Origin of the sequence: Winogradskyella eckloniae (assembly GCF_013249045.1) — a bacterium.
GTDB classification, from domain to species: domain Bacteria; phylum Bacteroidota; class Bacteroidia; order Flavobacteriales; family Flavobacteriaceae; genus Winogradskyella; species Winogradskyella eckloniae.
In genome coordinates this window covers 125,455-150,352 of record NZ_JABRWP010000006.1, presented here as the reverse complement: position 1 = coordinate 150,352, position 24,898 = coordinate 125,455, and the positions used below count along the sequence as shown (strand labels likewise).

Annotated in this window: 27 protein-coding genes; 15 read left to right on the top strand and 12 right to left on the bottom strand. The window is 31.4% G+C overall.

Features of this window, described 5'->3' with window-relative positions:
• The first annotated feature begins 134 nt into the window (after nucleotides 1-134).
• Together HNV08_RS11920 and HNV08_RS11915 are read left to right on the top strand one after the other, a co-directional pair.
• Nucleotides 135-818: a cell division ATP-binding protein FtsE gene (locus HNV08_RS11920; RefSeq protein ID WP_173281553.1), complete on the top strand. Its 684-nt coding sequence runs from the start codon at nucleotides 135-137 to the stop codon at nucleotides 816-818.
• 3 nt (nucleotides 819-821) lie between these two features.
• Complete coding sequence (locus HNV08_RS11915; RefSeq protein WP_173281552.1) at nucleotides 822-1,691, top strand: hypothetical protein; 870 nt, start codon at nucleotides 822-824, stop codon at nucleotides 1,689-1,691.
• Here the strand turns inward: HNV08_RS11915 and HNV08_RS16435 are convergent.
• The gene (locus tag HNV08_RS16435; RefSeq protein WP_317170242.1) at nucleotides 1,688-2,521 is read right to left on the bottom strand and encodes a 2OG-Fe(II) oxygenase; all 834 of its coding nucleotides are present in this window, start codon (nucleotides 2,519-2,521) and stop codon (nucleotides 1,688-1,690) included. The two genes, HNV08_RS11915 and HNV08_RS16435, sit on opposite strands and share 4 nt — an antisense overlap.
• A gap of 123 nt (nucleotides 2,522-2,644) precedes the next feature.
• Here HNV08_RS16435 and HNV08_RS11905 point away from each other — a divergent pair, with 123 nt between their 5' ends.
• Both HNV08_RS11905 and HNV08_RS11900 read left to right on the top strand, forming a co-directional pair.
• Entirely contained in the window at nucleotides 2,645-3,934 is a 1,290-nt protein-coding gene (locus tag HNV08_RS11905) for a capsular polysaccharide export protein, LipB/KpsS family (RefSeq protein WP_173281551.1), read from the top strand.
• Nucleotides 3,927-4,877, top strand: coding sequence for a glycosyltransferase family 2 protein (locus tag HNV08_RS11900; protein ID WP_173281550.1), 951 nt, complete (start codon nucleotides 3,927-3,929; stop codon nucleotides 4,875-4,877). Before HNV08_RS11905 ends, HNV08_RS11900 begins: the two co-directional genes overlap by 8 nt.
• Here HNV08_RS11900 and HNV08_RS11895 read toward each other — a convergent pair.
• Complete coding sequence (locus tag HNV08_RS11895) at nucleotides 4,857-5,267, bottom strand: sugar 3,4-ketoisomerase (protein ID WP_173281549.1); 411 nt, start codon at nucleotides 5,265-5,267, stop codon at nucleotides 4,857-4,859. The genes HNV08_RS11900 and HNV08_RS11895 overlap by 21 nt on opposite strands.
• Nucleotides 5,267-6,361, bottom strand: coding sequence for a glycosyltransferase (locus HNV08_RS11890; RefSeq protein WP_173281548.1), 1,095 nt, complete (start codon nucleotides 6,359-6,361; stop codon nucleotides 5,267-5,269). Before HNV08_RS11890 ends, HNV08_RS11895 begins: the two co-directional genes overlap by 1 nt.
• Nucleotides 6,362-6,405: 44 nt before the next feature.
• Between HNV08_RS11890 and HNV08_RS11885 the strand changes: the two genes are divergently transcribed.
• Nucleotides 6,406-7,554, top strand: coding sequence for a glycosyltransferase (locus HNV08_RS11885; RefSeq protein WP_173281547.1), 1,149 nt, complete (start codon nucleotides 6,406-6,408; stop codon nucleotides 7,552-7,554).
• A 7-nt stretch (nucleotides 7,555-7,561) separates the two neighbouring features.
• On the opposite strand, the gene HNV08_RS11880 is transcribed toward HNV08_RS11885, so the two are convergent.
• The 6 genes from HNV08_RS11880 to HNV08_RS11855 all read right to left on the bottom strand — a co-directional run bounded on the left by HNV08_RS11880 (nucleotide 7,562) and on the right by HNV08_RS11855 (nucleotide 15,109).
• A complete protein-coding gene (locus HNV08_RS11880; RefSeq protein WP_173281546.1) occupies nucleotides 7,562-8,851 on the bottom strand; it encodes an O-antigen translocase in 1,290 nt (429 codons plus the stop codon).
• Nucleotides 8,852-8,854: 3 nt separating this feature from the next.
• Nucleotides 8,855-10,171 carry an O-antigen translocase gene (locus tag HNV08_RS11875; protein ID WP_173281545.1) on the bottom strand — a complete coding sequence of 439 codons (1,317 nt, stop codon included), beginning with the start codon at nucleotides 10,169-10,171 and terminating at the stop codon, nucleotides 8,855-8,857.
• Entirely contained in the window at nucleotides 10,172-11,266 is a 1,095-nt protein-coding gene (locus HNV08_RS11870; RefSeq protein ID WP_173281544.1) for a DegT/DnrJ/EryC1/StrS family aminotransferase, read from the bottom strand. It lies immediately after the preceding gene.
• 8 nt (nucleotides 11,267-11,274) lie between these two features.
• Nucleotides 11,275-12,258, bottom strand: a complete 984-nt coding sequence (locus HNV08_RS11865; protein WP_173281543.1) for a GNAT family N-acetyltransferase — start codon at nucleotides 12,256-12,258, stop codon at nucleotides 11,275-11,277.
• A gap of 87 nt (nucleotides 12,259-12,345) precedes the next feature.
• Entirely contained in the window at nucleotides 12,346-13,305 is a 960-nt protein-coding gene (locus HNV08_RS11860; protein WP_173281542.1) for a glycosyltransferase family 2 protein, read from the bottom strand.
• 46 nt (nucleotides 13,306-13,351) lie between these two features.
• Entirely contained in the window at nucleotides 13,352-15,109 is a 1,758-nt protein-coding gene (locus HNV08_RS11855) for a hypothetical protein (protein WP_173281541.1), read from the bottom strand.
• Nucleotides 15,110-15,217: 108 nt separating this feature from the next.
• Here HNV08_RS11855 and HNV08_RS11850 point away from each other — a divergent pair, with 108 nt between their 5' ends.
• On the top strand, nucleotides 15,218-15,835 hold the full coding sequence (locus tag HNV08_RS11850) for a class I SAM-dependent methyltransferase (protein WP_173281540.1): 618 nt from the start codon (nucleotides 15,218-15,220) through the stop codon (nucleotides 15,833-15,835).
• A gap of 126 nt (nucleotides 15,836-15,961) precedes the next feature.
• Here HNV08_RS11850 and typA read toward each other — a convergent pair whose 3' ends face one another.
• A complete protein-coding gene (typA, locus tag HNV08_RS11845; RefSeq protein ID WP_173281592.1) occupies nucleotides 15,962-17,761 on the bottom strand; it encodes a translational GTPase TypA in 1,800 nt (599 codons plus the stop codon).
• A 201-nt stretch (nucleotides 17,762-17,962) separates the two neighbouring features.
• On the opposite strand from typA, the gene HNV08_RS11840 reads away from it, so the two are divergent.
• From HNV08_RS11840 to HNV08_RS11825, 4 genes are all read left to right on the top strand, one after another.
• A complete protein-coding gene (locus tag HNV08_RS11840; protein ID WP_173281539.1) occupies nucleotides 17,963-18,322 on the top strand; it encodes a hypothetical protein in 360 nt (119 codons plus the stop codon).
• A 154-nt stretch (nucleotides 18,323-18,476) separates the two neighbouring features.
• The gene (locus HNV08_RS11835) at nucleotides 18,477-19,019 is read left to right on the top strand and encodes a hypothetical protein (RefSeq protein WP_173281538.1); all 543 of its coding nucleotides are present in this window, start codon (nucleotides 18,477-18,479) and stop codon (nucleotides 19,017-19,019) included.
• 87 nt (nucleotides 19,020-19,106) lie between these two features.
• Nucleotides 19,107-19,925, top strand: a complete 819-nt coding sequence (gene kdsA, locus HNV08_RS11830) for a 3-deoxy-8-phosphooctulonate synthase (protein ID WP_173281537.1) — start codon at nucleotides 19,107-19,109, stop codon at nucleotides 19,923-19,925.
• On the top strand, nucleotides 19,925-20,461 hold the full coding sequence (locus HNV08_RS11825) for a hypothetical protein (protein WP_173281536.1): 537 nt from the start codon (nucleotides 19,925-19,927) through the stop codon (nucleotides 20,459-20,461). Before kdsA ends, HNV08_RS11825 begins: the two co-directional genes overlap by 1 nt.
• Before the next feature lie 5 nt (nucleotides 20,462-20,466).
• Here the strand turns inward: HNV08_RS11825 and HNV08_RS11820 are convergent, their stop codons facing one another.
• Both HNV08_RS11820 and HNV08_RS11815 read right to left on the bottom strand, forming a co-directional pair.
• Nucleotides 20,467-20,838, bottom strand: a complete 372-nt coding sequence (locus HNV08_RS11820; protein ID WP_173281535.1) for a DUF1801 domain-containing protein — start codon at nucleotides 20,836-20,838, stop codon at nucleotides 20,467-20,469.
• 9 nt (nucleotides 20,839-20,847) lie between these two features.
• On the bottom strand, nucleotides 20,848-21,201 hold the full coding sequence (locus HNV08_RS11815) for a hypothetical protein (RefSeq protein WP_173281534.1): 354 nt from the start codon (nucleotides 21,199-21,201) through the stop codon (nucleotides 20,848-20,850).
• Nucleotides 21,202-21,309: 108 nt separating this feature from the next.
• On the opposite strand from HNV08_RS11815, the gene HNV08_RS11810 reads away from it, so the two are divergent.
• The 5 genes from HNV08_RS11810 to HNV08_RS11790 all read left to right on the top strand — a co-directional run bounded on the left by HNV08_RS11810 (nucleotide 21,310) and on the right by HNV08_RS11790 (nucleotide 24,897).
• A complete protein-coding gene (locus HNV08_RS11810) occupies nucleotides 21,310-21,924 on the top strand; it encodes a hypothetical protein (protein WP_173281533.1) in 615 nt (204 codons plus the stop codon).
• Between the two features lie 7 nt (nucleotides 21,925-21,931).
• Complete coding sequence (locus HNV08_RS11805) at nucleotides 21,932-22,303, top strand: hypothetical protein (protein WP_173281532.1); 372 nt, start codon at nucleotides 21,932-21,934, stop codon at nucleotides 22,301-22,303.
• 32 nt (nucleotides 22,304-22,335) lie between these two features.
• The gene (locus HNV08_RS11800; protein WP_173281531.1) at nucleotides 22,336-22,629 is read left to right on the top strand and encodes a winged helix-turn-helix domain-containing protein; all 294 of its coding nucleotides are present in this window, start codon (nucleotides 22,336-22,338) and stop codon (nucleotides 22,627-22,629) included.
• A gap of 15 nt (nucleotides 22,630-22,644) precedes the next feature.
• Entirely contained in the window at nucleotides 22,645-23,409 is a 765-nt protein-coding gene (locus HNV08_RS11795) for an oxygenase MpaB family protein (RefSeq protein WP_173281530.1), read from the top strand.
• Nucleotides 23,410-23,502: 93 nt separating this feature from the next.
• Complete coding sequence (locus tag HNV08_RS11790; protein ID WP_173281529.1) at nucleotides 23,503-24,897, top strand: DUF4153 domain-containing protein; 1,395 nt, start codon at nucleotides 23,503-23,505, stop codon at nucleotides 24,895-24,897.
• The last annotated feature ends 1 nt before the right edge of the window (nucleotide 24,898 follow it).

Sequence of the window (24,898 nt, the reverse complement as noted above, 5' to 3'; positions counted from 1 at the left end):
GTTTTCTATAAGGTCTTTTTAATTGATTGCAATTAGTTAGCTAATTTTAAAAATCAGAAATTAACTTATAGCTTTTGCTAATTGAGATTTTAAGCAATACTTTTACAGTTACCAATAATTTTTATATCAACATTATGTCTGAGACGGTTTTAGAACTTAAAGATGCTACAATTTACCAAGGTGAAAGTATGGTACTTTCTAAAGTTAATTTTGAAATGCAAAAAGGCGACTTTGTCTACCTCATAGGTAAAACAGGTAGCGGAAAGAGTAGCTTTATGCAAACCTTATATGGCGATTTACAATTAACAGAAGGAGAAGGAACTGTAGTCGATTTTAATCTTAAAACCATGAAGGAAAAAGATATTCCTTTTTTAAGGCGTAAGTTGGGTATTGTTTTTCAGGATTTTAAATTGTTACCAGACCGAACCATCATTGGGAATTTAGAATTTGTACTAAAAGCTACAGGTTGGAAAGACAAAGAGCGCATTAAAGACCGAATTGATTCCGTTTTAGATAAAGTGGCTATGAAAACAAAAGGATTTAAATATCCTCATGAACTGTCTGGTGGTGAACAACAACGTATTGCTATAGCGCGTGCTTTATTAAATGATCCTGAACTGATAATTGCAGATGAGCCTACAGGTAATTTAGATCCGCAAACGAGTATAGAAGTTATGGAAGTATTGCAAGACATTAACAAAAATGGCAACACTATTTTAATGGCTACTCATGATTATGCTCTACTATTAAAATACCCAAGTAAGACCCTAAAATGTGATGAAAACAAAGTCTTTGAGGTTGTACAACGTAAGAGTTAACATATGAGTTTTTTATTAAATCGTTTATCTCAAAAACGCATCTGGACCAGAATCTATAAAGAACGTTTATCGGAGCCTTTACATTTAAACCTAATTAGTTTTTTTGTATTGCTTTTTGGTTCGTTTAGAAGCAAAGTTTTATATGATTTGGTGTTAAGACCTCACCACGCCTTTAGTATTTTAAAAGCCGCAGACCAAGCTAAGGAACGAGGCTTTTCTGAAATTAGTGTTTTAGAATTTGGTGTAGCCCATGGCAGTGGCTTAATGAACATGATTAAGGTTGCTGAAAAAGTGACTAAAACTACAGGTATTAAGATAAACATTTATGGATTTGACACAGGTAAAGGCATGCCAGAACCTGTAGATTATAGAGATCATCCTGAGTATTATAATACTGGCGATTTTCCTATGAATAGAGATCTACTTGAAGACAGAATAAAAGGAAAAGCACAACTATTTATTGGGCCAATAAAGGAAACTTTAAAAGAGTTTTTAAAAACAACGTCTTCAGAAACACCAATTGGTTTTGTGTCTATCGATGTAGATTATTACAGTTCTACCATGGAAGTTTTAGAGTTATTCAAGGAAGACCCTAATCTATTTTTACCTCTAACTTATATTTATTTTGATGACATCTTTATGGAAAACCATAATGACAAATCAGGAGAACTGTTAGCCATTAAAGAATTTAATGACACGCAAAAATTAAGGAACATCGTCTATCATAAATTCTTAGTAAACAAGCGCTTATTTAAGAATTCTAATTGGACCAAACAAATTTACTATTTGCATGTTTTAGATCATCCTTATAGGTTTGAAACGCAACGAAACGAAGCGCAAAGGGTTTTAGATAATCCTTATCTTAACATTTAAGATTCTTCGTCCTTTTTATAAATATGTGGATTTTTTCTAATCCCTTTTTTAAATACTTTACGCACTAATGTTCTTAGTTTAGCATCTGTATCTAATATGAAATTTTTTACGGTTTCACCTGGTCTACCCTTGTATTTAGTAACATGAAATTTATCGGTTGGCTTCAATGCCTTTGGACTAAAATAATAATTAGAAATACAACATCTAGACGCTTCTTTAGCATTTACTTTATTTACAGAATGCCAAGAGGTATCATGAGTTGCCATAACCACCAAACGATTAAATTTACTCTCAACAACAATAGGCTCTTTTTTAGGTCCATTTGGCCACAACTCTAAATGTCCTCCATTTTTTAGTTCCCAATTTGGTGTAACATAATACAGTAAATTTAATACACGCCAACGCTTACGTTCCGCGTCATGTGAATTATCTAAATGTGGATTTAAAAAATTCTCATAAGCCATTAATGACAATCCACCTGCATATAACGAGTTATCTGCATATAATGTATCTATCTCACAAAGCTCACCTATTAATTGAACCACACGTTCATCTTGAAAAGCATAAATCACTTTCTCAAGTAAAGGATTATGATTATCCATTTGAGCAGACACATACTTATATTCTCTTATCGTATTTAAGCATCGCATGTCACTTTTATCAGGAAACACTTCAAAACATGCTTTTGCTATGTCTTCAGGTAATAAATCATCGATATAAAAATAACCAATACGCGATTTAGAAGCATTATACGTTGATAAAACATGTGCCTTTTGAGCTACGATTTTATCACAAATATGATTAATAATATCTTCTGAAGAATAATCCACTTTTCACTAATTTAATGCTATGGCAAGATAATTTAAATTCGTTTAATGCTAAAGTCTTTGAGCTTCATTTATAATTTAATTACATTGTACTCCAATTAATATTTATTGAGCGTATAACCATACATGAAAGTCATTTGCCTTAGTACATTAGATAAATTTTCTAGATTTTATCTTGATATTGAGCGTCAACTAAAAGCTAAGAACCATTCAAAAATTAGCTTAAAAGTTTACAGCCTTTATATTAGTGGTTTTCTTTATACACTTTTTAGATTTAAACCCAGTTATTGGATCACAGTTAAAGCCTGGATTTTAGCTCATAGAAGACGAAAACATTATTTGTCTATTATTAATTCTCAAGACGTCTATAAGTCTTTTGCATTTGATACGTATTATAAATTCCATACGGCCTTAAGCGATAAGATACCTACCATAGCCTTACAACTACAAACCTTAGCGTACATTGATGTTTTTGAGGCTAAATTCACAAAAGAACAACCAGATTTCCTTATTACCATTGGCGATTCTAGGTTATGCATAGAAATAGCTATTGCTGTAGCAAAAAGTAAAAACATAAAGGTCTTTTATATAGAACAAGGTCCATTTAACACCACTTTTTTTGATGACAAAGGTGTCAATGCTAATATTAGTTTCAGAGACAAAGACACAACTTCCTTAAAAATTAATAGACCTACAGAACCCATTAGATCACATACTGAAAAATACAAGCGTTCGCCAATCTATCGTGGTTTAGATATGGTTTTAATGACTTTGTTTGAACACACGTCTTTGTATCCTCCAGATTTAAAATACAGTGATTTAAACAGTTATAGGTCAAAAACCGCTAGTAAGCAAAATATAAACCTCTCCTCCGAGAACACTATATTGTTAATTTTACAAGTACCTTTAGATGTGAATATGATTTACCATAGTCCTTTATACAACACACACACCGAAATCATAGCAGACATCTATAGCTATTTACCAAAAGCAGTCACTTTAGTGGTTAGAGAGCATCCACTTTATATAAATAAATATGAGCCTAGTTTATATAACTATATTTCAAAAAACAACATTGTTATAGATAATACTTCAACATTACATCATGCTTTAGAAAATGCTAAAGTTGTAATAGTAAATAATTCTACTGTAGGCATTGAGGCTATTTTAAAATATAAACCTGTAGTGGTATTAGGAAATGCTTTTTATGACCATTCTTCTGTCTGTTTAAAACTTGGCAACAAACAAGAACTCTCTAATGTATTAGAAAAGGCGCTTAATTTTGTACCAGACACAACTAAAATCGATACTTTTGAAACAGAATTATATAATAGTGTATTAATCCAAGGCGCTATTACTGATAAAGTTTTAAAATCTTCAAAAACGATTGCTAATTATTTACTAGACAATGAATAATACGCCTTTTTTCTCTGTTGTTATTCCTTTGTATAATAAGGAAAAATATATTTCAGAATGCCTAAAAAGTGCCTTAGATCAAAATTTTGAAGATTATGAAATAGTTATTGTAAATGATGGCTCAACTGACCAAAGTGTCACTATTGTAGAATCTTTTTCATCGGATAAAATAAAACTATTTCATCAAAAAAATGCAGGTGCTAGCGCAGCGAGAAACAATGGTGTAAATTTTGCAACTGCCAAATACGTAGCATTTTTAGACGCAGATGATATTTGGAAAAACAACCATTTAGCCTGTTTAAAAGCCAGTATAGAATTGCATCCAAATGCTGGATTATATGCGAACAACTATTGCATAAAGTATAATATAAATCATGTTATTCCTGCACAAATAAATATTGTAGAAAACGCAAAACAACCTATAATTATTGAGGATTTTTTCAAAGCAAGTCTTAATGACACCATTGTGTGGACATCTGCTGCTGCCATGGAAAAAACTAAATTCATAGATTACGGTATGTTCAATCCTATTTACTTAAGTAGCCAAGATCTCGATTTATGGATTAGAATCGCATTAAAAGAACCGATCGTTTTTAATCCGGAAATTACAATGATTTACGACAAATCTATTGAAGGAAGTTTAGGAAAGTTTGAGGACAATGCAGCTAGATTCATACTGTTTAATTCCTTTACAGCATATGAAAAAGACAATTTATATTTGAAAAAATATTTAGATATTAAACGCTATGGATTAGCATTGAGAACAAAAATAAATGGAGAAACCAAAATTTACAAAGACACTTTAAAAACCTTAAATTATAACCATCTCAATTTTAAACAGAAAACCTTATTAAAGACGCCTACATTTTTATTACAATTACTAAATACGGTAAGACCATATATCATTAAGAGTAAAATATACCTATACCTTTTTAAAAGTTAAAAACTCATCAAAATCTCTGATATAATCATCCTCATTATAAACCGAAGAGGCCAAAACTAAACACACACATCCTGAAGAAAAATTATCAATTTCTCGCCAAATACCTGGCACAATTAATAAGCCTTTGTGCGGTTTGTTGAGATAAACCGTTTTACTTTCTTTTCCATCCTTTAACAGCACATTGAAACTACCAGATAATGGAATAATAAGCTGATAGAGATTTTTATGAGCATGTCCTCCTCTAAAAGCATCAGAAGGCACATCATATAAATAATATACACGTTCAATTTTGAAAGGAACAGTATCTTTTTCTATCACTGCCAATAAGCCACGATCATCATGTACTTTTGGGATTTCTATAATTTCAACATCGTTTATTCTAGTATTCATTAATTATCAATTAAGATTTGCCACTCTTTAGATATCTTTTCAACAGAAAAAGATGCTACACTCTTTTTAGCATTGGCTTTACAACGAAGATATAATTTTTCGTCATTAATAAAACGATTAAATGCATTTGCTAACACTTCAGGATTATGATTTTCCACCAATAAACCGTTGTATTCATTATCCACAACACCATCTTCAAAGTTTTTGTATTCTACACTAACTACAGGAATTCCGCTTGCTAATGATTCTAAAACGGTCATTGGAAAACCTTCAAATTCACTTGTTAAAACTGTAAATTTTGAAGCATTTATATATTTAAATGGATTTTCTGAAAACGGTTTAATTTCAACAAAATCACTAAGCTCTGAGTTTACAATTTTATCATGTATCAACGTTTTGTCTTTACCATTTCCCATTAAAATCAACTTAATATTTTTACTGGGAAGTTGAGATTTTGAATATGCATCTATTAAAAGTGACAGATTTTTTTGTTTTTCTTCAAAGCGTCCATACCAAAAAATAAAATGGCTTAATGGTTCTATTTTTTTAACTTTTAAACGATCTATGTATTCAAAATCAATAGGATTATATATGGTGTTTAAATTTTTAAACTTATATAATTCGTCAACTTTTTTCTCAATACCATTTGATACTGAAACAATTGATTTTACATTTTTATAAAAGTACTTTGTTAAAAATTTATTTGGAGGAAAATAAAGTTCAATAGTAAAATTATGCACCACATATATAGTAGATTTAGGATAAATCAAACCTGAAATCATATATTCAGAAAAACGTTTACTGCGTACTCGATGATCTATAACAACATCGATTTTATTTGATGATAAAAAGTTTTTAAATAAAAGAAAACGATTAAACCTTCCATAAACAGTATCATTTTGCTCTTTAATAGCTCCAAGGTTAAATAATGTTCCTTTAAATGGATATTTTATACCATTTAATATGGTTACTATGTAAACATCATACCCTAAGTCCGAAAGAAAAACAGACTGCATTGCTGCGACCCGATCCGCACCACCTTCACTTAGTGAACGCGCTACAATACAAATTCTTTTTTTATGTTTACTTTGCATAACCTTTAAATAAAGGATAAAGATATTAAATGAAACCGCAATAAATGAAAGTTTTACTCTTTGGTGAATATAATAGAGCGCAATGGAATATAAAACAAGGATTAAAAAGCTTAGGACATGATGCCATTCTAGTTAGTACAAGAGATGGTTTTAAAAAAGTAGATGTAGACATTGAAATTAGAGATCCTTACAATTCTTATATTCTAAAAAAATTGAGGATAATTATTAAAAGGTTTTCAGGAATTGATATCACAGCAGTCTCCATTAAGCGCCAAATAAAATCTAAAAAACATTTATTGTCAAATCATGACGTTGTTCAATTTATTAATGAAGCAATATTTGATTTCGAAAGAAAAGACCAACGTATCATATTCAATTGGCTATCTGATTGGAATAAAAATGTCTTTTTATTATCAGCTGGTTTAGATTATCCAAGTGTCAGTTATGCTTTCGATAAGAAATTTAGATATTCTATTTTAACACCCTATTTTGAAAACAAAGGCACTAAGAAAGACTTTTCGCCTGCACTCAGTTATTTAACGGAATCTCACATAGATTTACATAAACATATTTTTAATACTATTAAAGGTGTCGTTTCTAACGATTTAGACTATCACATTCCATTAATTGGATATAAAAAATATTTAGGCATGATTCCACATGCCATTGATTTAAGTCAACTAGAATTTAGGAAACTACAAATACAAAACAAGATTGTTATTTTTCATGGCATCAATACGCATAATTATTTTAAAAAAGGAAATGATATTTTTGAGAAAGCCTTAGAAATTATTCAACAGAAATTTGATGATAAGGTAGAAATCATAACAGCTCAAAACCTACCATACAAAGACTACATTAAAAGTTTTGATAAAGCACACATTTTATTAGATCAAGTGTATGCATACGACCAAGGATACAATGCTTTAGAAGCTATGGCAAAAGGCAAAGTTGTTTTTACTGGTGCCGAAAAAGAATGGTTAGAGTATTATAATCTTAAAGAAGATACGATTGCAATAAATGCTTTACCAGATGCAGAGGCTATTGCGAAAAAATTAGAATGGTTAATTCTCAATCCTGAAAAACTAATTGAGATTTCCATTAACGCCAGACAGTTTGTGGAAGCACACCACGATCACATTAAATGTGCTGCTGAATATTTAAAAATTTGGCAAAACCATATCGAGCAGTAGGTCTCAGTTATTTTTGTTCCTTACTTTGCGTATTATAATAGTATTTAATCACAAACACGACGACTATAAAATAAATCACGTACCTCGCAAAATGAGCCAAAACAACACCTTCTGTTCCGAAATATGATATAAATAACTTAGTGAGTACAAAAAACAAGACTAATGAAATTAACTCTGTAAACACAAAACTCTTCACTAAGCGTTTTGCTAAAAATTGATGTGCTAAAACCACTGAGGCCAAGCGCACTAAATCTCCTAAAAGTTGCCATTTAAATAAGGGTTCCATGCCAATAAAATCTGGATATACCAACTGTATAATCACATGTCTTAACAAATAAACCAACAACATTCCTAAGGCAAAAATGGGCAGAATGGATTTATAGATTTTTAAAACTTCATGCTTAAATTCGTTTTTACTGTGAATATTAGAAAATTTTGGCAACACGTACAGCGTAAATAATCCCGTTGCAAATACCATATAATTTTTTGAAATAAATGTAATAGCCGTCCAATAACCTGCTTCATTAATATTTATTTCTTTCGTCACTAAAGATCTAATATCTAATTCTATATAATTAATTAAAAAAGTAGAGATAAAAGACATTAAGGTAAAGGCCAATAACTTTTTTCTGTAATTAAAATTAAGTTTTATGGATTTAAAGTCTACATAACCCTTAAGGGTTTTACCAAACACAAATACCAGAACTAACAATTGAATAACTGGCACCAAAATAATTGCAATTAATACACCTTTTAGGTTTAAACGAAACAAACCAATTAATAGCACAACTGCACCAAGTAGGTAACTAATGAGCTCAATTTCAGCATAGCGTTTATAATCAGACAAACCACTTATAACAGCATTAACCACTCTATTTACAGCAATAAACGGAACAATTACAGCTAACAATTGAAACACATACAAGTAGTCTTGCGAAGAAAACAAATAATCTGAAAAGAAAGAGGCGCCAAAATATAATACAGCCGATGATAAAACCGACCCAACAAGTACAAAAAGAGTTACCGAAGAAAATAACTTTGTTAGCTCTGGCTGATCATCCTTAAACTGCGCTATATATTTAACAACACCAGAAAACACGCCTAATGTAGAGGTAGACGTAAGCATTGCTAATACATTTCTAATCTGACCTATATTGGCTATTCCGGCTTCGCCAACTGCTACTGCTAAAAGTCTTTGGATAAAAACAGACACTACCAATCTTATAGAAATGACCAAGGCATTAAGCGAAGTTATCTTCAGCACAAGGTTACCACTAAGAAATTTTGGGAGTTTCACGTTTTATGGATTGGTTTCTTCTAATTCTTCACGCGATAAGATACCAAATAAAGAATTATTAAATATAAGTAAGACAATTGCAAAATAAATTAAGTAACTAACAAAGTGACCCATTACGGCTCCTTTTAAACCAAACTCATCAATTAAATAAATACTAGAAAAACACATGGTTACAAATAGAAATATTTCTAGAATAATATAATGCCCAAACATTTTTTTAAGCAAGAATTTATACACTATTACTGAGGCCAAAATACGCATAATATCGCCTAATATTTGATACCCAAATAAGTGTTCTACATCCTGAAACTCTTCTGAAAACATTAAACGTACCAGCAATGATCTACTTAAATAAATCACAAATAACATTAGTACAAATGCAGGCATAATGCTTTTATAAAACCAAAATACTTCTTTTTTAAATGCACTTTTAGACTCAATTTTAGAAAATCGAGGTAAAATATAAAGTAACATTAAAGAATTAATAAACATTAAATAATATTCTGAAACGCGCGTCATAGCCGTCCAATAACCTGCCTGATATATACCTACCTCAGCAACAAGATAATTTCTAATTATAATCATAACTATAGGTAAAGCAACTGCACTTACTAACGCCATTACCATGTTAGGACTTAATGTTTTCACAACCGATAAACTTACATTAGATAGTTTTATTCTACTTATAAAACTTTTTCTAAATGCAATACCTACAATAGTGATTAATAAATTTAATGCTGGTGATATTACTATGGCCAAAAGAGCTCCTGTAATATTTTCTCTCACTATTAATAATACGGTTACTAAAAGCCCTAAAACCTGACCAATGGTATTAATTATTAATAAATATTTATGCTTAGAAAAGCCATTCATTATGGAGAAAACAAACATGTTTAACGCATAAAATGGCAATACAATAGCTAAGGCCTTAATTATATTTGTAAACCTATATTCCGAAAAAAACAATAACTCATTAAGGGTTTCGGCATTATAGTAACATAATAGAGCTAATAGAAAAGATGAAAAAAAGCCAAGGTAAAATACAGTAGATAAGACTTCGGAAAGCTTTGATAAATTTTCTTTAATCTGACTGATAAATTTTACAACGCCACTATACAATCCAGAAATTGCAACGGACTGTACTGCATTTATAAAATTTTTAAGGTTACCTATCAATGCCATTCCGTATGGCCCAATATAGATGGCAATACATTTTGAAATGATTATACCAGATAAAATCTTGAGTCCTAAATTGGCTGTATTTAGTCTTGCAGACTTTGCTAAAAATCCTCTGCTGATGTCATTAAAATACTTTTTCAATTAGTACGAATTTAATATTGCTATGACCTGCTGTACTTCTTCAGTGCTCATCACTGGACTTATAGGTAAACTAATTATTTTTTTATGTATCTGTTCTGTTATTGGTAATTCTACATTAGAAAACGAACTTAAAGCTTGTTGCTTGTGCGCAGGTGTAGGATAATGAATTAACCATTCTATTTTATGTGCATCTAAAAACTGTGTAAATTCGGTTCTATTTTCTACCTCTACCACAAAGGCATAAAACACGTGCGCTTTTGTCGTATCATAAAATGGCAATTTAATTTTAGGATTTTTAATTCCGCTTACATATGCACTTGCAATTTTACGTCGTTTGTCGTTATCTGCGTCAAGCGTTTTTAGTTTAATATTTAAAAAAGCCGCTTGCATATCATCTAATCGGCTATTAACCCCAACAATCTCATTAACATATTTCTTTGCACTTCCATAATTGCGAAGTAATTTCACGACGTCAACCAATTGAGGGTTTGAGGTCGTAATAGCACCTCCATCTCCTAAAGCTCCCAAATTTTTACTTGGATAAAAACTAAATGCTGCGGCATGAGACAAACTTCCAGCTTTTCCTAATTTACACTCCGCACCATGCGCTTGAGCGGCATCTTCAATTAAAAGCAAGTTATGAGTTTCTGCTATTTTTTGTAGACTTTCCACATTGCATAACTGACCATAGAGATGTACCATAATAATGGCTTTAGCATCCGTTATATTTGCTTTTACAGAGGCCACTGAAATATTATAGGTTTCTGGATCTGGCTCTACTAAAACAGGTACTAAATCCGCATGCAAAACCGACAAAATTGTAGCAATAAATGTATTTGCAGGCACTAAAACTTTATCGCCTTTTTTTAAAATTCCTAGTTGAATATAACCTTTTAAAATAAGTGTTAATGCATCCAAACCATTGGCAGTACCAACACAATATGTTGTTCCACAATATTTTGCAAACTCATTTTCAAAGTGGGTTACATTTTTTCCTAATACAAAGTATGCATCGTCTAAAGAAGACTTAAATGAGGCTTCAAATGCGTCTCGATATCTGTTGTTAATTTTATGTAAGTCTAAGAATTTAATCATATTTACATTTATACTCGAGGTACTTTTAAATTTTTATGACTATTTGTTTTTACAAGAAACGTATTGGCAGTATGGCTTCTAGCGCCACAACTTTCTTTCCAAAAAATTAAGCCTTCGTTTATCTTAGAACCATGGTCTTCACTCGAAATATTAAAATCGAAATAGCGTTTATCTTCACACATGTCATTGATAATAAAATAATAAGCCAAATCTAGACTACCAAAACTATTTTTATCCCTATTACCAGACACATATTGTGGGTGTACTGTGGTTGCTGTTAAGAAAACCGTTGTGCCTGCAACTACTTTATTATCCTTATAAATATTGACTTGTTTTATATGCTCAGGAAAACGCGATGCTAATAACTCTATTTCTTCTAATGTATGAACCGGTTTTATACCATGTTTATTTTCTAAATTAGGAATGAGGACATCGTTCCAGAAGCCTTCAAAATTTGAATCTACTTTTAACTCCAATCCTGATCGTAATGCCTTGTTAATGCCTTCTCTTCTATTCTTTTGAAAACGTAATTTATGTGCATAATCGATAACCATTAAAACATCTTTCTTCAACAATTGCGCATTAGCCTTGTATAGAAAATAATCTAACTCATCTGATGGCATTTTATTGTAAAAGGTAGGAATAACTCGTATTTCTATTTCTTCCAAGCCCTGAGCTTCATAATAGGCCAACATAGCTTTAAATGCTTCTAATGCTGTGAGTAATTTTGCACTGTCCTTGAGTACAAAACTTCCATAAGTTAAACCTTGATGAGATATCACTTTATTACCAACAACATTAGCTGGCAATAGCGCAAATAGTTCATCATTTTTATAAATCATCACTGAGACATCTTTAAATCTATCACCGTGATAATCCATAAAATCTCTATAAAACAAGAACGTGGCATTCTTTGCTTTTTTCACAAAGCCATCCCATTCTGATTTTAAACTAGGTTGATATGATTTTACTACAAAAATGGTATTTGACATTTAGTTGGTGACCAAATTAATTAAAAAACTATGAAATAGGTAATTGTTTAGCAACTAGCGTGCTTTTAGATTTACAACGTACGCATCTCAATCGGTTTTCTTTGGTGTGCTAATCGTTTCAATATTTGTGGTATCTACTATATATAGTGGTCGCCCTTTTACATTCACGTTAATTCTACTAATATACTCGCCTATCACACCAATAGACAACAATTGAATTCCTCCAATGAAGGCAGCACTCATAATTAACGACGTCCAACCTGTAATGGTTTGTTCTAACGCGTAATGTGAAAATACGGCATATATAATGAGTAAGAAAGAAAAAAAAGATATTAGAAATCCTAAGCGACTTACAAACAGTAAGGGTTTGTCAGAAAATCCTGTGATGCCATCAAAGGCTAAACGAATCATCTTTCCGTATGAATATCCAGATGTACCGTGTTTCCTAGAATCTCTGCTATAAAGCACATGTGTTTGTTTTAAGCCTAACCATGCTATTTGGCCTCTTAAATACTTATTCTGTTCAGGCATTTTATTAATGGCTTCTACTACTTTTTTAGAAACTATTCTAAAATCTCCAGCATCTAACGGTATATCGAAAGACACCATTTTTTTCAGTACTCTATAGTACAATTTAGCCGTAATTTTTTTAAAAATAGATTCACCTATTCGTTTCTGTCGCTTTGCATAAACCACATCAAAACCTTCATTAAACTTGGCATATAATTCTGAAATTAATTCTGGAGGATCTTGTAAATCAGAATCAATAATTACTGTACATCGCGCGTTGCTATACTCCAAACCAGCAGAAACCGCTATTTGATGCCCAAAATTTCGACTTAAATTAAGATAATACACACGTGAATCAGACTGTGATAGTTCTAGAATTTTTAACAAAGAATCATCAGAACTACCATCATTTACAAATAGTATTTCATAATGTTCTGTAATAGAATTTACGGTGTTTTTAATTCTATCATAGAGCATTTGTAAATTCCCAGATTCGTTATAAACTGGGATAATTATGGACAATTCATTTTCTTGCATATTCCTTACCTTAATAAGGTTACTAATATAATATAAATCAATGAGCTTATTTTAGCGTTTCGTCTGCTTGAAAAATATTAAAATAAGCATTACTCCAAACGATCGTATAATGATTGCGTTCTAAGAAAGCATTCATAATAGCATTACGCTCATTACTATGAGCATTGGTGTTTTGTTTCTCTGTTGACATATAATCGTCGATAGGTTCTGAAAACTCGTAAAAAGTATCAAACTTTTGTTGTACAACGATTGGCAATTTGGATATTTCTTTTTCTGCTTTATTAAGTTTTTTTTCAAATGAATTATAATCATAAATCCAAACCCAAGGATTATACATATAAGGTTTAGTCACTGTTAAAAAATGTAACATTGGGATTTTATCATAAATCATTAAATAGTCATCTTTAGCCACGTATTTATCTAAATTCATAAGCAAGTCATTAATAATATTGGCTCTACGTTCTGTTGTGTAAATGCCTTTTGCCAATGGACTATTAATAGCAAAGGTTTTGTGTAATCTACTTCCGCTATCAAAATAAGACTGTTGGGATATATGATAGCTTTTAAGCATTAAAAATGCCAACACAGTAGCATATAAAAACATTTGAACTGTAGGCTTTGTCAACTTAATACTTAATGGATCGGAATTCCGTTTTTTAAATACAAGATCTAAATTTTTAACACCGTAAAAAAATAGAGGCAAACTAATCCAAATTGCCATATAACCACTATTCTTAATACCACCTCCTGTTCCTAAGGTTATAGTAATTAAAGTTAAAAAAGATAAAAAGCCAATAATTTTTAGGGCATTGCTTATTTGATATCCGAACAAAACAAGGCCGCAACCTATTAAACAAAGACTATATATTGGATATATATTATGAGTATTAAACCAATAGCATAACACCACAACTGTGACACCAAAAATCAGATAATTGTAGATCTGTTTGTTTGATAGAACGTGTTTAATTACGTAGTACAACACTAATATAAGACTAAGTTTAATGGTTTCCTTCGCAACATTAAGATAGTTATAAAATGGCGCACTAAACACAGATTTAAAACTATGAGAGCTATTTTCTGTTTGCCCTAAATCCACTATTGTAAGTAGTGCATTTTTCATTATGTCTACTTGACCAAGTAAACTAAGCGTTACATATACCAGTAAAAAACCAATTACGGAACCCAAACCCACAAAAAGGATAGGTTTCACAGATTTATAAACTGATTGTTTCTTTAAATAAAACGCAAACGGAATTACTAAGACTAAAGAAAACAGCACCACGTTTGGAATCCTAGTAAATACATTGATACTGAGAAGAAATCCTGCCCAAATGAATAATTGATTACGACTGTTAATAACTGCTTTATAAAGTAAATAGATAATTAAAACAGACATCAGTGCAGTTAACTGATTGTGATAATATGTTAAATAACCAAAATCATTTACAAATAGCACCATCACTAAAGCGCCTAACAAAAACCTTTTGGGTACAAACGGTTTTAATAACCTATATGAAAGGTAAAATGTTGCTGTATTGACAAGTATCGCTAAAATTCTAAACCACAAAATCCCACCATCTTCATATAAGAGATACCAAATACCACCTACAAAACCAGCAAACCAATACAAAAAATTATATTCTACACTCTCTGGATTGGCAAAAATCTGCTGATAAAAAGTTAAAACAAAACCGTCATCACACACATCAAAGCCTTGAAAAGCCAAAATAAGTTGTAAAACCACAATAATACTAAGTGTGATTGCTAAACTGTATTTTTTAATAATTGAAGATGGATTCATTGCGTTTGAATCTAAAAATAAAAGAGGGTTTAAGTAAAATTCAAATATAACACCTTATTTTATGCTTATTCTATTAATTTAGCTGCAATAAAAATACAGACTAAAAACGTGTCCATAAATCTCGATCCAAGAAAAATTCTTAGTCATCCTATTGTTTATACAACATATCAAAAAATAGTAGGTGGTTATAGAGCTCGTAAACTTTTTGTTGAAAAAAATGTAAACATAATCGCTGGCCAAAAAATCTTAGATATTGGCTGTGGTCCTGGTGACATACTAGAATTTTTACCAGAAGTAGACTATACAGGTATTGATTTAGATGAAAATTACATTGCGCAGGCCAAAAAAAAATATGGGCAAAGAGGCCATTTTAAATGTGCAGGTGTGGATGGTTTAGATTTAGAAGACAATCACACCTTTGATATCGTAATATCGGCTGGCGTGTTACATCATTTAACCGACGAACAATGTTTTAATTTATTTAAAATTGCGGTTAAAGCTTTAAAACCTAATGGTCGTTTTATTTCATTTGATGGTTGCTATATTCCTAATCAAAATAAAATCTCAGAATATTTCTTAAAGAAAGATAGAGGTCAATTTGTAAGAACTCAGGCTGAATATGAACGTCTTTCTAAAGCGTACTTCAATTCCGTTGAGTCTACAATTGATGAATCTTATTTTTACATACCATATACTTCGATTATTATGGATTGTAAAAACCAATAATAATACCTCATCTCGTATTCTGACATAATTGACAAAAAAAAGAGAAACACTTTTCAGTATTTCTCTTTTCTATATTATAGAAGTCATCTATGTTTTTCTGAAATAAATTTAGAATGACACTATGTATTACAAATTCTTGTTACGCTTACGATCTACTTCTTTTAAATAGATTTTACGCAATCTTAAGTGATTTGGAGTAACTTCAACATACTCATCTTTCTGAATATATTCTAACGCCTCTTCTAAAGAAAACTTAATAGCAGGTATAATCTTAGCTTTATCATCTGCTCCTGAAGAACGTACATTACTCAATTTCTTAGTTTTGGTAACGTTAACCGTCATATCATCTTGACGCGAATTCTCACCAATTACCTGACCTTCATAAATATCTTCACCTGGATCTACGAAGAATTTACCTCTATCTTGTAATTTATCAATAGAATAAGGAATGGCTTGTCCGTTTTCCATAGATACTAATGATCCATTTTGACGTTCTGGAATTCCACCTTTAAGTGGCTTATAATCTACAAAACGGTGTGCCATAATAGCTTCACCTGCTGTAGCAGTTAATAACTGATTTCTTAATCCTATAATTCCTCTAGAAGGTACTATAAATTCACAAACCATACGATCTCCTTTAGCTTCCATGCTAATCATTTCACCTTTACGCATTGTTACCATCTCAATGGCTTTACCTGATACGTTTTCTGGTAAATCAATAGTCATTTCTTCAAAAGGCTCACATTTAACACCATCAACTTCTTTGATGATTACTTGTGGCTGACCAATTTGTAATTCGTAACCTTCACGACGCATTGTTTCAATTAATACAGATAAGTGTAATACACCACGACCAAAAACCATGAATTTATCTGCGCTATCTGTTTCTTCAACACGTAAGGCTAAGTTCTTCTCTAATTCCTTAGTTAAACGATCTTTAATATGACGCGATGTTACAAACTTTCCATCTTTACCAAAGAAAGGTGAATCGTTAATGGTGAACAACATACTCATTGTTGGCTCATCGATAGCGATTGTTTTTAAACCTTCTGGGTTTTCAATATCTGCAACGGTATCACCAATTTCAAATCCTTCTAGTCCTACAATAGCACAAATATCACCTGTTTGTACTTCTTCTACTTTTTTACGACCTACACCTTCAAACGTATGTAATTCCTTTATTTTACTCTTTACTATAGAGCCATCTCTTTTTACTAAAGAGATTTGTTGATTTACTTTTAAACCACCTCTTGTTAAACGACCAATAGCTATTCGGCCTGTAAATGAAGAGAAATCTAAAGATGTAATTAACATTTGAGTTGTGCCTTCTTCGATTTTCGGTTCAGGAATATGCTCAATAACCATATCTAATAATGGTTCAACATTTTCCGTTTCTACTTGCCAGTCATCGCTCATCCAATTGTTCTTTGCAGAACCGTATACTGTTGGAAAATCTAACTGCCATTCTTCTGCACCAAGTTCAAACATTAAGTCAAAAACTTTTTCATGAACCTCATCTGGCGTACAGTTTTCTTTATCTACTTTATTAACAACGACACAAGGCTTTAACCCTAAATCAATTGCTTTTTGTAATACAAAACGTGTTTGTGGCATTGGCCCTTCAAAAGCATCTACCAATAATAATACACCATCTGCCATGTTTAAAACACGCTCTACTTCACCTCCAAAATCGGCGTGACCAGGTGTATCAATTACATTAATCTTTGTGTCTTTATAAACAACAGAAACGTTTTTAGACGTAATTGTAATACCTCTTTCACGTTCTAGATCATTGTTATCTAGTATTAAATCTCCTGTGTTTTCATTTTCACGAAATAATTGACAGTGATACATTATCTTATCTACCAATGTTGTCTTTCCGTGATCGACGTGTGCAATAATTGCAATGTTTTTAATCTTAGTCATAACTGATGCTGATTTTAAGCGTGCAAAGGTACATCTAATTCTACTCATTTCGTTAATAAATTGTTATAATTTCATTTTCAAATCATCTGATGTCGTATCTTAGGATAAATAATTGATTAACAGCACATAGACAATGTTCTTGTTTCTACACTGCCACATATCATTTGAAGTTACTAATTGTTGATCCTAAATATTTTACAGATGCAACGCGTTTTAAAATCCTCTAAGTTTATCCCTTTTATCTATTTTTTGTCTGTCGTTATTTATTGGTTTACAATACTAAATAAGTCAGAAGGCATTTCTGCCTATCCTATTTTACTCTTTGGAATTCCCTTTGTTTGGCAACTCATAAAACCGAGCAAACAACTTAATTTCTCATTGGGTATTGTGTTTGTTTGTCTATCGTCTTATCTATGCTTTGCCTATATTTTTAATCTATTGCATATTTTTAATTGGACAGAAGCCGTTAAAAAACTGCTGTTTCTAGGTGGTATTCTGGTTGTTGGAAATTTAGTAATGTCCCTTTGGATGATTAGAAATAGTATGACTAGGAATTTTTGAGGATTGGTTGATGGTTGATGGTTGATGGTTGATGGTTGATGGTTGATGGTTGATGGTTGATGGTTGATGGTTGATGGTAAAATTTTGAAATAAAACGATACAATTACACCTTCATATTTGTATATTTATTGACAAAACAATTAACTCTAAAACTTTGACGATTCTGAATTTAAATTTCAAAAAACTAAAAACGATTATTTGCTTACCTTTATTTATTTCTTTATTAGGATGCCCAGAAGAAGATGAATGTACCAAAACCATCGAAATTCCTCAAACATATTTTGTAGGGAATCAGAGTTATTCGCATATAACTACACAAGAAGTTTCGTGTGATTTTGAATTATTAGAAGTGCCTGAAATTATTGAGGCACCCGTTTTAGAGAATTTTTCTTATCAAATATTAAGTTTTAATTATGTACCAGATACAGGTAATAACACCACATTACTTCAATATGAGATTCAACTTAATAATCATAATGATTTTGATGTTACAGGCTTTCCAATATTAACTATTTACGACGGAAATTTTGAAATCTCAGGAAACCTCTCATCAGATGCAGATGAACCTTGTAATGCGATTTCAGCGAACTCTAGCTGTATACTTTCCATGAATAAAGAATACGACATAGAACCTGGAATTCTTCCACCAGACACCTACCAAATTGTTAATGTAGAATACCTTGGCCTAAACGAATAACCCTTAGCGTAAATGTTGTTCTGCTTTAAGTATAAATGTTATAGTTAAATAGTATATTTGTACACTAATTATTGCCTTTATACTGATATGGATTTAAAACGTATTCCTAAACTAAAACATACAGATTCTAACAACTTTTTTTTACTCTGTGGACCATGCGCTATTGAAGGCGAAGACATGGCATTGCGCATTGCAGAGAAGGTCATTAACATTACTGACAAATTAGAAATTCCTTACATATTTAAAGGCAGTTTTAAAAAAGCAAACCGAAGTAGAATTGATAGTTTTACAGGAATTGGAAACGAAAAAGCCTTAAAAATTCTTAGAAAGGTTTCTGAAACGTTTGATGTTCCTACAGTGACAGATATACATGAAGCTTCTGATGCTGCGATGGCTGCAGAATATGTTGATGTGTTGCAAATACCTGCATTTTTAGTAAGACAGACCGACTTGGTTGTTGCGGCAGCCAAAACAGGAAAAGTGGTTAACTTAAAGAAAGGGCAATTTATGAGTCCGGAAGCCATGAAACATGCTGTACAAAAAGTAAAAGATGCTGGTAACGAAAAAGCTTGGATTACAGATCGAGGTACCATGTTTGGCTATCAAGATATGATTGTAGACTTTAGAGGCATACCAACCATGCGTCAATTTGCACCAACGGTTTTAGATGTTACGCATTCTCTACAACAACCAAATCAAACTATTGGTGTCACAGGTGGACGACCAGATATGATTGAAACCATTGCCAGAGCAGGTATTGTTAATAATGTAGATGGTTTATTTATTGAGACCCACTTCGATCCTGCAAATGCTAAAAGTGATGGTGCCAATATGCTACATTTAGATAATTTAGAAGGTTTATTAAAGCATCTGGTAGCCATAAGGAAGACTATTAACAACTTCTAATGAAGTTCCATAGCTTAATCATAATTTCAGTTTTATTTTCTAGCAATTTTTGCTTTACACAACCAGGAGAAATAGAAAAAGCCAAAGCACCTCGAAAACTAAATTTAGTATTTTCTTCAGGTGTTTTAGTTCAAAAAGAAGTTTTTACTGAGTTTAACGTCATAATTGGAAACGTTAGTAATGAATTTCCTCCAAAAATGTTCCCGATTGTTGGTGTTCAAGGTTTAAGAATAGGAATGGAAACAAATTTAAAGCGTGATGAAAACTTTAATATCGCACCAAAATTAGGCTACGAAATCTCTATTACTTTTTTTTCTATACGCTTATCTGCACTTAATTATTTTAAAAACGAACAATCAGAATTTAGAATTTTACCAGAACTAGGCGCTAGCTTTGGAGGAATGGTTAATCTAACATATGGCTATGGCATTAGTTTTAACAATACAATTGGCGGAATTTCTAACCACAGACTTTCCCTAAATATTAATTTAAACCGTAAATTAATGAAGGCCAACTACAAACTCATAAAGTCTTAAATTATTTAGACATCCTTCTTATAAAACCCTTTCTGTTTTATTCCTTCAACGTCTTTTAAAATCGAAATAAAAATAGAATCGTCTATATCATCTAGTGTTTTATAACGCAGTGATTTCACTACTTTACGTTTTTCGGTCACTAAATAGGCATCCCATTTTTTTGATAAATGCGCAGAATGCCAAAACCCTACGTCTACATAATCTTTACTCTGATTGATATAACAGATTGGTCGCTTATCTATATAATAACAAGGCAAACGCCATTTGTATAACAAATCTGCTTCAGGCAAAGTATGTTCTATTAACACTTGCAAATGCAAATAAATAGACTTGTATGGTTCTACTTGTTTTAAGATATGTGCTTCAGCCGGATTCATTTCTACATTTTAGAATAGTCTTAAAACACCAATAACCAATAATGCTATACCAATAATAGCTTTAAAAGGCATTAATGATGCTGAAATTTTTCTTAAGGTTGTCTCTAAAGCAGGCACTTTGCTAAAGACATGTGTTAATAAAAGAATACCTCCTAAAATACTCACAATATTTAAGAGCAAACTGCCTCTTATAGTAAGTATAGATAAAACCACAAGCGCACCACCAATTACGGTTTGAAAAGGCACTAATTTTCCTGCTATATTATTAAAAAAATTGCTTTCACCATCCCATTTATCTAGTGTTGCAAGACCGAGTAAAATACCTCCAGAAATATTTGCTATTGTTAAGAGTAATCCAATCATTTCAAAAATTTTTGTTATTCGTTAGATGATAAATTTAGCTAAAACTGCAAAATAAATTTGTTGAAACCGAATAATTTATTTTACTTTGTATTTCAAAGTACTTTAAAAATGAGCGATAAAGATTATTTAAAAGACATTAGTGAGATTAAAAATCTTATGAATAAATCCTCACGATTTATTTCTTTAAGTGGTTTATCTGGCGTTCTCGCTGGTATCTATGCCCTTATTGGTGCAGCGATTGCTTACTGGTTAGTAATGACATACAGTAATGGCACTTTATATATATTCCATGGTAGGGTATTTTGGGCTTGCATGGCTGTTTTAATGATGATAGCCATTTTGAGCGCAGTTACTGGTATCATCCTCACGACTAGAAAAGCTAAAAAAACTGGCGACAAAATGTGGGACAACTCCTCTAAACGTCTCTTGTTAAATTTTCTAATTCCGCTAACGGTTGGTGGTGTTTATTGTTTAATTATTTTAAGTCAAGGTACATATGGACAAACAGGTGGTTTAATGCTTATTTTTTACGGGTTAGCCTTAGTGTGTGCTTCAAAATATAGCATAGGCGACATTCAATATTTGGGTTATATCCAGATTATATTAGGACTAATAGCCAGTTATTATCCTGGTTATGGGTTTTGGCTTTGGGCCATTGGCTTTGGAGTAATGCATATTATTTATGGGACTTGGATGCATTTTAAATATGATGTAAATAAATAGAATACCAATGAAATCAATTCTAAACATAACGTTTTTGGCATCATTATTATTCCTATGTACATCGTGTCATTTTAATAAAGGACATTTTGTAATTACCAATGCAAGTGATTTTAAAATTGATTCATTAGCCATTAACCCTAATACTAAACAAGAATTTATTAGCTTAGACCAAGGCGAAAGTATGGCCTACAGCATATCAATGACTGAAGCAAAATCAGATGGTAGCTACTTCATTTCTTATAAAAATCATGAAAACAGCAACAAGATTTCAAAATCCTTTGGTTATTATTCTAATGGTCATCAAATTGAAGATGAAATACATATAACAGTATTAAATGATACTGTTTTAATTAAAAGTAAATTTGACAAAACATATTAAAGACAGAAATTCCGGCATTTGTTGGAAACACTATGAGTATAATTACTAACATAAATAAACTTTTTGATCACAGAATACGACTAGGCATTATGTCTGTACTTATGGTTAATGAGTATGCCGATTTTAAAATGCTAAAGGAATTGTTAGGTGCCACAGACGGCAACTTAGCCAGCCACACCAAAGCCTTAGAAAAAGCAGACTATATTTTAGTTGAAAAACAATTTATTGGAAGAAAACCAAACACCAGATATAGTGCTACTAAACTGGGTAAATTAGAATTTAAAAAACATATTGAAGCGCTTGAAAAATTAATAAACAAGACTTAATTTTTAGAAATTTCGATGGAAAACTTTGTACATAAAAACTCAATAGTCAGAGAAATCTGGGGAACTAGCGACACCATTCTTTTGGTATTTGCTGGTGCATCTGCAGAGTTTGCTGCCAACAAAGCTGTCGATTGGCTTTATTTTACAGGCAAATTACCATCTGACCCTTTAGGACGCTTATTTTCTACGGTTAACTATGCCAAAGCCATTGTATTTTCTGAGAAAGATGATGCCATAAAAGCTATAAATCATATTACCGCAATTCACACGTCTGTTGAAAACAAACGCGGCGCAAAGATTCCGCAATGGGCTTATAAAGATGTTTTGTATATGCTGATTGATTATTCGATTCGTGCTTATGAAATTTTAGAAAGAGAACTTCAACTTGAAGAAAAACAAGACGTTTTAAACGTGTTTGGCAATGTTGGTTCTAGAATGGGAATTAAAAATCTACCACTTACCTACTCTGATTTTGAAATTGAAAGACAAAACCATTTAGACGAAAATTTAAAAAACGGAAACTATACTAAAGACTTATACAAACAATACCGAAAACATCTAGGCCTTTTTAGGTATCGTCTATTATTAGAGTCGCAGATATTACTGTTACAAGATTCTGTAAGAACGTTACTCCTATTAAGAAAAGTATCATTATTAAAACCCTTAATTTCAGTTTATAAAATTTTTAGAAGCCTTAAACTCGATTGGATTTTAAAAGACATCATTTTACCAACAGCCTATAAACAAGATATAAAACGATTAAATATTACAACCACATAAATTAACGAAACCCAATATTTCGACTACAACTCGTATGTCGCTTTTTTTTTAATCATTTACTTTGAAATACAAAGTACTTTAAAATAATTAAATATGAAAAAATTAGCACTCTTTATCGCAGCCTTATTATTTAGCACCTTATTCTACGACCAATCCATAGGACTTAACCTATTTCTATTTAGTATACTTACCGTTGTAATTCTGTTTATTAATAATAAATCGCATTTTAAAAACAGAAAAACCCAAATCTATTCGGCTGCGTATCTTATTACAGGTTTAACTATATTTTTTCATAATTCTACACTTTCAATTATTGCCAATTTCGTGGCATTTTTCACGTTAATTGGCCATCTTTCTGAAACGAAATCGTCCATTTATATCAATTGGCTTAATGGATTGTATACCACTATTGCTGGTTTCTTCCACAGAAATTTTGCATTAGCAAATACAAAATCTAAAGACGAGGATATAGAAGAAAAAGAACCTATTGACTATCTACATTGGGCAAAAATCATATTGATTCCTGCTGTAATTCTTATCACTTTTATTGCATTGTATAAAGAAGGGAATCCTGTATTTAGTAATATTATTGACCAAATAGATTTTAGCTTCGTTAATATTCAATGGTTATTAGTGGCTGGTTTGGGTTATTATCTATTCAATAATATCTATGCACCAATTGAAGTAGAACCTGCTACAGAATTAGATTTAAAAACGGAAAATGATTTACAAAAAACCAGTACGTTTTCACTACCTAAACTTAAGCAAGAAAACCAACTTGGCGTGATTCTTATTTCATTATTAAACGCTCTTATAGTACTCTACCTCATCACTGATGTTGCATTTATAACTTCAGATTTCGAAATAAAAGCCTCGCTTTTTTCTGCCCAAGTGCATAGTGGTATTAATGCACTCATTGCATCTATTGTCATTGCCATTATGATATTACTTTACGTTTTTAGAGGAAATCTCAACTTCTATGAGCAAAACAAAACTCTAAAACGTTTAGCCTACACTTGGATTATTCTCAATATTCTTCTTGTTTTTAGTATCACATTTAAAAACAGTCAGTACATCTACTACTTTGGGTTAACCTATAAAAGAATTGGTGTTTTAGTGTATTTAATCTTAGCAACAATTGGTTTGGCAACGACCTTGTTAAAAATAGGTTCCATTAAAAACAATTGGTATTTGTTTAGAGTCAATACGCAAGCCGCGTTTATCATCCTCATAGCATCTAGCACTGTAAACTGGGATTATCACATTACGAACTACAATTTTAATTATGCGAAATCAATGGATTTTAAATATCTACTCAACCTTTCTGATAACAACACTTTTATATTAAATGAACAACTAAACACTAAAGCGCTAGATGAAGAAGATGTTGCTCAAATTAAATCTAAATATCACAAATACATCTATGAATTAAGAACCAGTAATTGGCAAGAGTTACAATACGATAATTTTAAACTCAATTCTAAATAAC